Here is an 11857-nt window from a genome sequence, read left to right as displayed (position 1 = left end):
AAGGCTGTTCTCACTCCTATCCATGGTTGTCGACACCAGTTTGCGAGGACACTCAATGAATAACTCTGCCACCGAGCAGTCGCTACGCACCGATCTAGCGGCGGCCTACCGCCTGCTGGAACGCAACGGCTGGAGCGATCAGGTCTTCACCCATATATCGGTACGCCTGCCTATGGATGAACCGGCTTTTCTGATCAATCAGTATGGCTTGCTGCCCGAGGAAATCAGCGCGTCCAACCTAGTGGCCATCGATGTGAATGGCAACAAACTGGACGACAGCGCCCCCGAGGTAAATCCCGCGGGCTTCACCATCCACAGCGCCATCCATACGCATCGCCACGACGCGGTCTGCGTGATGCACACGCACACCCTGGCTGGCATGGCAGTGGCGGCTCTGGAAGAAGGCTTGCTGCCGCTGAATCAGACCAACATGGCCTTTTATGAGCGGGTGGCCTATTACGACTACGAAGGCATTCCCCTGGATCTGGAAGTGCGCGCACGTATTGTCGCCGCATTGGGCGACAGGCAGTGCGCGATCCTGCGCAACCACGGCCTGCTAACGGTCGGTCGCAGCGTCGCTGAGGCGTACTTCTTCATGTACTACCTGAACCAGGCTTGCGAGATTCAGCTGGAAGCAATGAAAACCGGGCGCCCGCTGGTCATCCCGTCGTCACAGGATTGCGAGTTCACCGCCCGCCAGTTCGAACACGAGCATTACCACAACGAGAGCGTGGAACTGGTCTGGAACGCCGAGTTGCGCAAGCTGGACCGCCTCGATCCTTCCTTCCGCAACTGACCTGCAGCGGCAACTGCGAGAACAAACCTTGCACAGCCCTGACGAGCCTGCGGGTGCTTCTGCTGGCTGACCAATCACAAATACAATAAAAGGTGTGAAAATGCTCGAACAACCCAATACCAAAGCCTCTGTACCCGAAGCAGGTAGCGTGCTCGGTCAATACACCACGCAGCAATTGCTGCGCTTCATCATTCCCACGCTGCTCGGCGTACTGCTCTTCTTAACGCCGATAAGCATCGATGGCCGTATGACGATCATGATCGCGTTCGTTATCGATTATGTGAACGATGTCGTCAAACCCATGATGGTGACCGCCACGGCCGCTGTCGCCATCATTCCTAGCCTGATAACCCTGCTGGTCAGCTTCAGTCCGCTGAAGAATATCCAAAACCGCTTCGTCCAGATGTTCAACCCGGGGCTCGGTTGGACCCTGGTGCGGATCATCGGTGCGGTGCTGATGGCAATGGTCTACTTCGAGGTGGGTCCTGAGTGGGTCTGGCACCGCAATACCGGTGGGGTGATGCTCTACGACGTCGGTCCGGTGGTGCTGGCAATCTATTTCCTCTCCGCCATCCTGCTACCACTGCTGACCGATTATGGCCTGATGGAGTTTATCGGCAGCCTGGTGAGCCGGGTGTTCGAGAAGCTCTTTGGCCTCCCCGGACGCGCAGCAGTGGACTGCCTGGCTTCTTGGTTGTCGGCGTCCAGCGTGGGTATCATTCTGACCACCCAGCAGTATCGTCAGGGCTTCTACAGCAGCCGTGAAGCCTGCACCATCGCTACCAATTTCTCCATCGTATCGATTGCCTACTCCTACCTGCTGCTCAAACTGATCGGCATGGAGCATGTGTTCATCCAGTGGTACATCGCTGTCGCTATCACCGGGGTTATCTGCGCGTTGATTGTCCCCAAGCTGCCGCCGCTGCGTGGTAAGGCCCAGACTTACAACCCGGCCGTAGGCAAGCAGTTGAAGACCGATCGTCGTGAAGGCGAGGGGCTGTTTGCCTTAGGCTTGCGTCGCGCCGTCGAGCGTGCCGATAACGCCAGTTCACCTCTGGAGCAACTCAAGCACGGACTGCATGTCAGCGCCGACATTGCTATCTCCATCTACCCGGCGATGATGCTGGTCGGTTGTGTCGGCCTGGCCCTGATCGAGTTCACCAGCCTGTTCCAGACACTGTCGCTGCCTCTGGTGCCCTATCTTGAACTGCTGCAATTGCCGGAAGCAGACAAGGCGGCCCCCGCGCTGCTGGCCGGCATAGTCGACAGCATCATGCCGTCGATTCTCGGCGCCAGTATCGAGAGCGAAGTAACGCGCTTCGTGATGGCGGGCGTTGCGGTCACCCAGATCATCTTCTTCACCGAGGCGGCGATCATCCTGATCAAGGCCGATATCGGCCTGCGACTTCGCGATCTGGTACTGATCTATTTCTTGCGCGTGTTTATCTCGCTGCCGGTCCTGTCCGTGCTAGGGCATCTAATGCTCGGCTGAGCAATAGCCTCTGCCAAGGCGGGCAGGCTGCCCGCCTTTTCCTTAAGACTTCTGCTTCAGGTTTTCTGCCATGGGTAATCCCGCTGACTTCAGCTCCTCTAACATTCCGGGCAATACCGGCGCCGCCGACTTGGTATTGACCAATGGCCGCATCTACACCGTGGATGCGAGCAATCCATGGGCCGACGCTGTAGCCATTCGTGGCGGGCGTTTCATTGCCGTCGGCAGGGCCGCTGAGGTTGCCTCCTGTATTGGTGCACACACGCGAGTTGTCGATCTCAATGGACGCTTCGCCATGCCGGGGCTCTACGATATGCACACCCACCCAGACCTTGCCTTGGCTCCCGGTTATTCCGGTGACTTGGCCATCGGTTTGGATGATCCTACGCCAGAGCAGGTCAAGCAGGCCGTGCTCGACTATGCCGAAAGTCATCCCGGGGATGGCTGGATATATGGGCAGTACTTCGTGCGCTACACCTTCAAACAGGCCGGCCTGGTAGCAGATCGCGAGTGGTTGGACAGCTTTATGCCGGACCGCCCCGTGGCAATTCTCGACCGCTCATGGGGTTGCATGCTGGTCAACTCCAAAGCGCTGGAGCTGGCGGGTATCAATACGGACACCACAGACCCGCGCCACGGCTATATTGAGCGCGACAGTGTGACTGCAGAACCCACGGGCATATTGGTGGATGGTGCCTATGCGATGATCCACGCGACCATGCCGCCGACCCCGCAGCATGCGCTCAAGCGTGCCTACCGCGAAGGTGTGCAATTCCAGAGCGGCCATGGTGTGGTGGGCACCAAGTACGTGCATGTCTGCGAACACCGGCTTAACGCGCTTAAATCCATCGATCAGGCCGGCGAATTGTCCGTGCGGGTGGAGGCAGCAATCAGCTGGCAGGATGACATCTTCCCGGTCAAGCGCCGCTGGGAGTTGCTGGCTGGCGAACGCCACTTCTACCGCAGTGCCCGACTCAACGCCAACGCGGTTAAGTTCCATTTCGACGGCACCCACGAATCCCGCTCCTCCTACCTGTCTAGCGCTTGGCCGGGCGAAAGCAGCTGGCGCGGCCACCTCAATCTGACCCCCGAGCACATCACCGATATGGTGGTGGACATGGACCGTAAGGGCGTCCGCGTAATTGCCCATTGCACCGGCGACGGCGCTTCCGATCTGTTCCTCGATGCAGTGGCTGAGGCACGGCGGCGCAACGGCGACAGCGGCGTGCGTCACCAATGCGCGCACAGCACGACTCTGCTGGACGCCAACTTGCCGCGCTTCGCTGAGCTGCAGGTTACCGCCGAGTTCTCTCCGGTAGGCTGGTTCCCTTCCTCCTTTGCCAATGCGCGCGCCGTGTTTGGCGAGGAACGCATGCAGCGCGCCTACAACTTCAAGGGCGTGCTCGAAGCCGGTGGTGTCGCGGTAATGGGCACCGATTGGCCGGTGTCCAGCCTCAATCCCTGGATTGGCTTCGAAGCCATGATCACCCGCCAGAACCCGTTTGCTGAGGAAGAAGGCAGCTTCTACGGCAAGCCGATCTCTCTGGAGCAGGCCATCAGCGTGATGACCATCAACGGCGCTTGGTGCATGGGTATTGAGGGGCAAGCTGGCTCCATCACAGTCGGCAAGTCAGCGGACCTGATCGTGCTCGACCGCAACCTGTTCGACATCGCGGCCAAGGGCAATATCCACAACACCCAGGTGCAACTGACCTTGCTCGAAGGCGAAGTGACCTGGGACCGTCTGGGCGAGTTCGATGGCACCGATTACGCCGCGATCTGGCAGGGCGAGTTGCCGAACTTCTGATTCAACCGGTGGGGGGCTAGGCCCCTGCCCATTGCCAAGTAGTAGGAGATTCTATGAACAGACGCAATAGCATCCCGGTGACGATAGTTTCTGGCTTTTTGGGCGCGGGCAAGACCACCCTGCTGAACCGCATTCTCAGCAGCGATCATGGCCTGCGCATGGCGGTGATGGTCAACGATTTCGGCGCTATCAACATCGACAGCCAGCTGATCGTCAGCCAAACCCAGACCACCATCAGTCTGGCCAACGGCTGCATTTGCTGCACTGTCGAAAGTGACTTGATCGAGCAGCTCGGCCGCATGCTCGACAATCGGGAAAACCGCCCCGAATACATCGTCATCGAGGCCAGTGGTGTCTCCAATCCGGTAAAAATCGCCAATACCCTGCGTTACCCGCAGTTCCGCGACGTCTTGAGCATCGACAGCATCCTCACGGTGGTCGACGCGGCACAATTTGAAAATCTTGAAGGCGTGATGGCGCAACTGGCAATGGAGCAGTTGGATGCAGCTGACATCATCGTCCTGAATAAGATTGATCAAGTTCGCCGCGAGCAGGTCGACGCCCTGCGGGCACGCTGGCTTTACCCTAAGGCACGGCTGCTGGAAGCCCGGCACTGCGAAGTGCCGCTGGAGCTGGTGCTCGGGGTGGGACGCTTCAATTCGGACGGCAAACTAAAGCCGGCTGAATCTCGAGTCCCCTCACACTCGCTCGGCATAACGCCCGCCCGCGACCATGGTGCGATCTTCGACACCTGGTGCTGGAGCAGCGATCAGCCTCTCTCACTCAAAGCCCTACGTCAGACATTGGCAGCGCTACCCACCGATATCTACCGCGCCAAAGGGGTTTGCAACATCGCCGAGGTGCCGGGGCAGCGCTGCATCATGCATCTGGTGGGTAATAGATGTGAGATCAACCCAGCCGAGAAATGGCAGGGTACTGCGCCATTTAGCCAAGTGATTGTCATCGGCAAACGCGGAGCTATCGATGCGGCGGCTTTCCAGACAGCATTTGAGCAGTGCATCGCATAGGTAGATGTCTCCGGCGCTAAGTCATTGGAACGGTCGATATGTGCTGCTTGAGTTTGGGCGGGTGCTCACGCTTTAGCGCCGGTGGGGTGACGCAGTATTAAGTGCCCATGGTGAGTGGATGCACTATGGCCATGAACCACTTCTTCCAGCGCATCACAGGGCCGTTGGCCGTGAAGGAGCGCTCCGACCTACTGCTCGCGGTAAACCGATTATCAAATAGGGCCGATTGAAGAATTCCAATTCGAAATGTTTGGAGACTCCTGATTCGCGGCGGTCGAGTACCTGAACATTACAGCCAGATTGGTCGGCACCTGTTGCATCTCGGCCTAACGTTGAGCTGCCGGGGACGAAGGTATTCACACGAGTTTAATATCACTTCGAATGATGCTCTCTGCAGAGCAGGGGTTGTGTATTGCGCCCAGTCGCGGGACGTGCGGAGGAGTTCGTGCATGGCCAGATATTCGCGCCCCATTCGACGTAAGCCCATCAACATGACCACGCTGGAAAAGTGTTTGCCCTGGCGTGGCCTAGGGAAGAGTTAGGGGCTATCCACGATGCGCTGTAGGCTGGTCAGCTCGTCATGCCTGGTCAGCTCAATCATGAAGGCAGGCAGCTCAAACCAGGGAAGGCCGCTATGGTGCCCGATGGCACCTCCACGGCGGCGACTTCGGCCATCCCGATCGGGGCTTACACCATCAAGCAGATTGACGCTCAACTGCAGGGGCTGCCCAGTTTTGCTAAAGCCAAGCTGGCATGAGCCGCACAGCACGGCAGGGCGCTACGCATGGGAGAAAAAGGGAGGGTGTCGACGATCGGAACAGGGGTGATGTCGAGGTGTTGGCTGGGTTGTGGAGTACCGCCCCAGGCCTCCTCAAGCAGCGCATATCAAGGCTGCCGAGCAGTAACTGCTCTTGGGCCAAGCTGAACGCCATAAAGCAGCAGGGAAGGGCTGAACATACCTGCTGCCTTTATGGCGTTTGCTGTGCCTCAGGCGAGTTCGTCGAAGCACTCGGCGATGATCGCCAGGCCCTTGTCCAACAATGCTTCTTCGGCGGTGATCGGTACCAGTACGCGCAACACGTTGCCGTAGGTGCCGCAGGACAGCAGGATCAGACCCTTGTCGCGCGCCTTGGCGACGACCTGGCCGACCAGTGCCGCGTTGGGCTTGTGCAGGTCGCCGCCTTCGAACAACTCGACCGCGATCATCGCGCCCAGGGCGCGCACGTCGCCGATGGCCTTGTGTTTGGCCTGGATGGCCTTGAGGCCAGTGACCAGACGCTCGCCAACCGCCTTGCAGTGCTCCAGCAGCTGTTCTTCCTCGAACACCTCCATCACCGCCAGCGCCGCGGCGCAGGCAATCGGGCTGCCGGCATAGGTGCCGCCCAGGCCACCCGGAGCGATCGCATCCATGTACTCGGCCTTGCCGCACACCCCGGCTAGCGGGAAGCCGCCGGCGATGGACTTGGCGAAGGTGGTCAGGTCGGCGGCCACGCCCATCTGCTCCATGGCGAAGAAGGTGCCGNNCGCGGCGATGTCTTTCGGTTCAGCGTCGTTCTTGAAGATCCGCTCGATGCTGGCCATCGCGTCATCCGTGCTGACGCCGTGTAGGGCACAGGGGTACTGGGCGCGGAAGATACCGCCGGGCATCAGGCCCATGCCGGCCGAATAAGGCACGACCTTGCCGGTCAAGCCCAGGGTCATCATGGTGCGGCCNNGGTGTTGAGCACCGCGATGCCACCGGCGAAGTCGATGAACTCACGGCCTTCGACGTCGGTGACCGTGGCGTTTTCCGCCCGGTCGGCGAAGATCGGATGGATCTGGCCCACACCGCGCGCAACGGCGGCGTTGCGGCGTTGCATCAGGGATTCGTTGGTCTTGCTCATGGTGCTCCTCGTTCGCCGCGCAATAGGCGGGTCGGTGAATCTGACGGGGGTAGGAGCCAGCTTGCTGGCGATAGTGTCCAATGTGTCGCTGGATCGCCAGCAAGCTGGCTCCTACCGGTTATGCGCTGTGCTCTACAGGCCCAGGCAGAGGTACTTGATCTCCAGATACTCATCCAGCCCGTACTTGGAGCCTTCGCGGCCCAGGCCCGAGGCCTTCATGCCGCCGAACGGCGCCACCTCGGTGGAAATCACCCCGGTGTTGATGCCGACCATGCCGTACTCCAGGGCTTCGGCCACGCGGAATACCCGGCCCAGGTCGCGGGCATAGAAGTAGGCGGCCAGGCCGAATTCGGTGTCGTTGGCCTGACGGATCACGTCCGCCTCATCGCTGAAACGGAACAGCGGCGCCAGCGGGCCGAAGGTCTCTTCTTTGGCCACCGCCGCGTGCTTGGGCACATCTAGCAGGATGGTCGGTTCGAAGAAAGTGCCGCCCAGGGCATGCGGTTTACCGCCAGCAATCAGCTTGGCGCCCTTGCTCAGTGCGTCGTCCAGGTGGCGCTGGACCTTGGCCACAGCGTTGCTGTCGATCAGCGGCCCGGTGGTCACGCCTGCGTCCATGCCGTTGCCGACCTGAAGTTTGGCCACTGCGACGGCCAGCTTCTCGGCGAAGGCGTCGTACACGCTGTCCTGCACATACAGGCGATTGGCGCAGACGCAGGTCTGGCCGTTATTGCGGTACTTGGAGATCATCGCGCCCTCGACCGCCGCATCCAGGTCGGCGTCGTCAAAGACGATGAAGGGCGCGTTGCCGCCCAGCTCCAGGGATAGCTTCTTCAGGGTCGGTGCGCACTGTTCCATCAGCTTGATGCCCACGCCAGTCGAGCCGGTGAACGACAGCTTGCGCACGATGGGGTTCTCGCACAATTCGGCGCCGACTTCGCGCGAAGCAACCACGTCGGCGGTGACTACGCTGAGCAGGCCGGCGGGCAGGCCGGCACGCTCGGCCAAGGCGACCAGCGCCAGGGCTGAGAAGGGAGTCTGCGGTGCCGGCTTGAGCACCATGGCGCAGCCCGCCGCCAGCGCCGGACCGGCCTTGCGGGTGATCATCGCGCTGGGGAAATTCCACGGGGTGATGGCTGCCGTGACGCCCACCGGCTCCTTCTGCACCAGGATGCGTTTGTCGCCGGCGTGAGCCGGTATCACGTCGCCGTAGGCACGCTTGCCTTCTTCGGCAAACCACTCGATGAACGATGCGGCATAGGCAATCTCACCGCGGGCTTCAGCTAGCGGCTTGCCCTGTTCGGCGGTCATGATGCGGGCCAGATCCTCCTGGTTCGCCAGGATCAGCTCGAACCAGTTACGCAGGCGGTTGGCCCGTTCCTTGGCGGTCAGTGCGCGCCAGGCCGGTTGCGCGGTTTGGGCTGCCTCAATGGCGCGGCGGGTCTCGGCCCGGCCCATGTTTGGCACGCTGCCCAGCGGCTCCCCTGTCGCTGGATTGAGAATCACAGTGCGCTCACCGCTGTCGGCCTCGCACCACTCACCGTTTACATAGGCCTGTTGCCGCAGCAGGCCGGAGTCTTGCAATTGCAGGGTCATGACAGTCTCTTGTTCTGGGTGGTTCAAGCAGGTTGCTGGGTACGCAGTTTTTCACTGCGGCCACGCAGCCATTCCAGGGTCAACAGCAGCAGGATGGAGAAGCCGATCAGCAAGGTGGCTGCCGCGGCAATGGTCGGGCTGAGGTTTTCGCGGATACCGGCGAACATCTGCCGTGGCAGGGTGACTTGTTCCGGGCCGGCGAGGAACAGGGCCACCACCACTTCGTCGAACGAGGTGGCGAAGGCGAACAGCGCGCCGGAAATCATCCCCGGGGCGATCAGCGGCAGGGTTACCCGGCGGAATGCGGTGAGCGGTGACGCACCGAGACTGGCGGCGGCGCGCACCAGGTTGTAGTTGAAGCCCTGCAGGGTCGCCGACACGGTGATGATCACGAAGGGCACACCGAGTACCGCATGCACCAGGATCAACGACACATAGCTGTTGCCCATGCCCAGCGGCGCCAGGAACAGGTAGCTGGCCACGCCGACAATCACCACGGGCACTACCATGGGCGAAATCAACAGGCTCATCACCAGGGCTTTGCCGCGGAAGTCGCCACGAGTCAAGCCAATCGCTGCCAGGGTGCCCAGCACCATGGCAATCACCGTGGCCGCCGGGGCGATGATCAGGCTGTTTTTCAGCGCGCGCATCCATCCCGCAGAACCGAAGAAGTCCTCATACCATTGCAGGGAAAAGCCTTGCAGTGGGTAGACCAGGAAGCTGCTGGTATTGAACGACAGCGGAATGATCACCAGCACCGGCAGGATCAGAAACAGCAGCACCAGGCCGCAGAGGATGCGCAGTGCGTAATACCAGACGCGTTCGATGGGCGACATATAGGGGCTTAGCATCTCACTCTCTCCTCAACTCAAGCGCAGGCGACTTGCGCCTACCAGCCAGCTGTACACCACATAGAGCAGCAGGGTAGCGAGCAGCAGTAGACCGCCGAGTGCCGTGGCCATGCCCCAGTTGATGCTGACGTTGGTGTAGAAGGCCACGAAGTAGCTGACCATCTGGTCGCTCGGGCTGCCGAGTAACGCCGGGGTGATGTAGTAACCGATGGACAGGATGAACACCAGCAAGCATCCCGCGCTGACGCCGGCCAGGGTCTGTGGGAAATACACCCGCCAGAAGCTGGCGAACGGATGACAACCGAGCGAGATCGCGGCGCGCATATAGGTCGGCGAGATACCTTTCATCACGCTGTAGATCGGCAGGATCATGAACGGCAACATGATATGCACCATGGAGATGTAGACCCCGGCGCGGTTGAACACCAACTGCAGGGGCTTATCGATGATGCCCATGCTGAGCAACGCGCCATTGATCAAGCCGGAGGATTGCAGCAGCACGATCCAGGCGGCCACACGCACCAGAATGGAGGTCCAGAACGGCAACAGCACCAGAATCATCAGCAGGTTGCTCTGCCGGGTTGGCAGGTTGGCCAAAAGATAGGCCAAGGGATAGGCCAGCAGCAGGCAAATAGCCGTGATCACCAAGCCCATCCAGAAGGTGCGGGCAAAGATTTCCAGGTAGATCGCCTGGTCAGGCGAGGCGGGGGCCAGTTCACCGAGATCGTCGATGCGATGATCCAGGGCCGCCAACAGATAATAGGGGCTGATGCTACTGGTATTACGCCGGACCACCTGCCAATAGGCCGGATCGCCCCAGCGTTCATCCAGGTTCTCCAGCGCGTCTTTATAGGACGCGGGCTCGCTCTTGAATGGCAAGGCGCGCGCGGTTTTCATCATCAGGCTGCGATAGCCGGCCTGCTCCATGTTCATGCGTTTGGACAGGTCACCAATGGTCTTGTTCTTGCGTGCCTCGGCCAGGTCAAGGCTGATCGCCCGGTATACCGGCTCAGCGGGCAGCGCCTTGCCATCCCAGTCGGCGATAGCCTCGACGGTGCGCGGCATGCTTTCTACCACCTCGGGGTTGTTCACGCTCTTGTAGAGCAGTGCGGCAATCGGCACCAGAAACACCAGCACCAGAAACAGCAGCAGCGGCGCAATCAGCGCCTGAGCTTTAAGGCGGTTGAACCGTTCGGCACGCGCCAGACGGCTCTTCAGGGAGGGGCCGGCGACCTCGGTCAGGGGCACTGCAATGGCCATAGCGAACTCCGAAATTCAGGGGGAACGCCCCTCTGCGCCACGGGCAGAGGGGCTCAACCGGGACCTTGCTTAGTTGCGCGCGGCCCAGGAGTTGAAGCGCTGCTCCAGCTGCTCGCCGTAATCAGCCCAGAAGGTCACATCGATGGCCACCTGATTGGCGATGTTTTCCGGCGTGGTCGGCATGTCTTTCAGCAGTTTGGGGTCGAGCAGCTTGATCGCCTGCTTGTTGGCCGGGCCGTAGGCGATGTTCGACGAGTAGACTTTCTGCTGCTCGGGCTGCACGCTGAAGGCGGCAAATTTTTGGGCGGCGTCCAGGTCCTTGGCACCCTTTGGGATGGCCCAGCTATCGAAGTCATAGATGCCGCCGTTCCACACCACCTTCAGGTTGCTTTCGTCCTGTACCGCGGCGATACGGCCGTTGTAGGCCGAACTCATCACCACGTCGCCGGAGGCGAGGAACTGCGGTGGCTGGGCGCCGGCTTCCCACCATTGAATGCTCGGCTTGATCTGGTCGAGCTTGGCGAACGCGCGGTCCTGGCCTTCCTTGGTGGCCAGCACGCCATAGACATCCTTCGGCGCAACGCCATCGGCCATCAGGGCGAATTCCAGGGTGTATTTGGCGCCCTTGCGCAGGCCGCGCTTACCCGGGAATTTCTGCGTATCCCAGAAGTCGGCCCAGCCGTTCGGCGCGGAGCTGAGTTTGTCGGCGTTGTAGGCCAGTACCGTGGACCAGACGAAGAAACCGATGCCGCAGGGCTGAATCGCGCCGGGGATAAAGTCTTCGGCATTGCCGAATTGGGCCGGATCGAGCTCCTCGAACATGCCTTCGTCACAGCCGCGCGACAGCTCCGGCGACTCCACCTCCACCAGGTTCCACGACACGCTGTTGGTGTCGACCATGGCTTTCACCTTGGCCATCTCGCCGTTGTAATCGCCTGAGATGATTTTGTCGCCCGAGCTCTTTTCCCAGGGCTGATAGAAGGCCTTGATCTGCGCCTGCTTGTTGGCGCCACCGAAGGCAATCACCGTCAAGTCGGCGGCCATCGCCGGCGCCGTGCAGGCCACGGCCAACGCGAGGGCGGTGAAAGAGAGAATCTTGGTCATTGTTGTTTTCTCCACTGTGCTGGGTTGGTAAAGCGCGTAA

At 60.7% G+C, this 11857-nt stretch carries 9 protein-coding genes and 1 pseudogene; 5 read left to right on the top strand and 5 right to left on the bottom strand.

The features are described from left to right. Positions 1-55 precede the first annotated feature (55 nt). The 5 genes from TMS3_RS16075 (at position 56) to TMS3_RS25350 (ending at position 5880) form a co-directional block, all read left to right on the top strand. Complete coding sequence (locus TMS3_RS16075) at positions 56-796, top strand: class II aldolase/adducin family protein (RefSeq protein ID WP_029866417.1); 741 nt, start codon at positions 56-58, stop codon at positions 794-796. A 100-nt stretch (positions 797-896) separates the two neighbouring features. Continuing rightward, a complete protein-coding gene (locus TMS3_RS16070; protein WP_025166306.1) occupies positions 897-2288 on the top strand; it encodes a YjiH family protein in 1392 nt (463 codons plus the stop codon). 70 nt (positions 2289-2358) lie between these two features. After that, positions 2359-4095 (top strand): amidohydrolase, encoded by a 1737-nt coding sequence (locus tag TMS3_RS16065; RefSeq protein WP_025166305.1) that lies wholly within the window; start codon positions 2359-2361, stop codon positions 4093-4095. A 98-nt stretch (positions 4096-4193) separates the two neighbouring features. After that, a complete protein-coding gene (locus TMS3_RS16060) occupies positions 4194-5123 on the top strand; it encodes a CobW family GTP-binding protein (protein ID WP_235576646.1) in 930 nt (309 codons plus the stop codon). Positions 5124-5703: 580 nt separating this feature from the next. Further along, positions 5704-5880, top strand: a complete 177-nt coding sequence (locus tag TMS3_RS25350; protein ID WP_160321037.1) for a hypothetical protein — start codon at positions 5704-5706, stop codon at positions 5878-5880. 230 nt (positions 5881-6110) lie between these two features. Here the strand turns inward: TMS3_RS25350 and TMS3_RS16055 are convergent. The 5 genes and pseudogenes from TMS3_RS16055 to TMS3_RS16035 all read right to left on the bottom strand — a co-directional run bounded on the left by TMS3_RS16055 (position 6111) and on the right by TMS3_RS16035 (position 11817). Next, a pseudogene (locus tag TMS3_RS16055) lies at positions 6111-7006 on the bottom strand (aminotransferase class III-fold pyridoxal phosphate-dependent enzyme). Positions 7007-7138: 132 nt separating this feature from the next. Then, the gene (gene gabD, locus TMS3_RS16050) at positions 7139-8596 is read right to left on the bottom strand and encodes an NADP-dependent succinate-semialdehyde dehydrogenase (RefSeq protein ID WP_025166303.1); all 1458 of its coding nucleotides are present in this window, start codon (positions 8594-8596) and stop codon (positions 7139-7141) included. A gap of 29 nt (positions 8597-8625) precedes the next feature. Then, positions 8626-9453, bottom strand: a complete 828-nt coding sequence (locus tag TMS3_RS16045; protein ID WP_025166302.1) for an ABC transporter permease — start codon at positions 9451-9453, stop codon at positions 8626-8628. A 12-nt stretch (positions 9454-9465) separates the two neighbouring features. After that, positions 9466-10713, bottom strand: a complete 1248-nt coding sequence (locus TMS3_RS16040) for an ABC transporter permease (RefSeq protein WP_025166301.1) — start codon at positions 10711-10713, stop codon at positions 9466-9468. A 69-nt stretch (positions 10714-10782) separates the two neighbouring features. Further along, positions 10783-11817 carry an ABC transporter substrate-binding protein gene (locus tag TMS3_RS16035; protein WP_025166300.1) on the bottom strand — a complete coding sequence of 345 codons (1035 nt, stop codon included), beginning with the start codon at positions 11815-11817 and terminating at the stop codon, positions 10783-10785. Positions 11818-11857: the final 40 nt, after the last annotated feature.

Origin of the sequence: Pseudomonas taeanensis MS-3 (assembly GCF_000498575.2) — a bacterium.
Classification (GTDB): Bacteria; Pseudomonadota; Gammaproteobacteria; order Pseudomonadales; family Pseudomonadaceae; genus Aquipseudomonas; species Aquipseudomonas taeanensis.
Note: the sequence above shows the minus strand (reverse complement) of the source record. Positions and strands in the feature narration are given on the sequence as shown.

Excerpts from the sequence above, each read along its gene's own strand:
- TMS3_RS25350 (WP_160321037.1), top strand. The coding sequence starts at position 5,704 with ATGCCTGGTCAGCTCAATCATGAAGGCAGGCAGCTCAAACCAGGGAAG.
- TMS3_RS16070 (WP_025166306.1), top strand. The coding sequence starts at position 897 with ATGCTCGAACAACCCAATACCAAAGCCTCTGTACCCGAAGCAGGTAGC.
- TMS3_RS16040 (WP_025166301.1), bottom strand. The coding sequence starts at position 10,713 with ATGGCCATTGCAGTGCCCCTGACCGAGGTCGCCGGCCCCTCCCTGAAG.
- TMS3_RS16075 (WP_029866417.1), top strand. The coding sequence starts at position 56 with ATGAATAACTCTGCCACCGAGCAGTCGCTACGCACCGATCTAGCGGCG.
- TMS3_RS16065 (WP_025166305.1), top strand. The coding sequence starts at position 2,359 with ATGGGTAATCCCGCTGACTTCAGCTCCTCTAACATTCCGGGCAATACC.
- TMS3_RS16035 (WP_025166300.1), bottom strand. The coding sequence starts at position 11,817 with ATGACCAAGATTCTCTCTTTCACCGCCCTCGCGTTGGCCGTGGCCTGC.
- TMS3_RS16045 (WP_025166302.1), bottom strand. The coding sequence starts at position 9,453 with ATGCTAAGCCCCTATATGTCGCCCATCGAACGCGTCTGGTATTACGCA.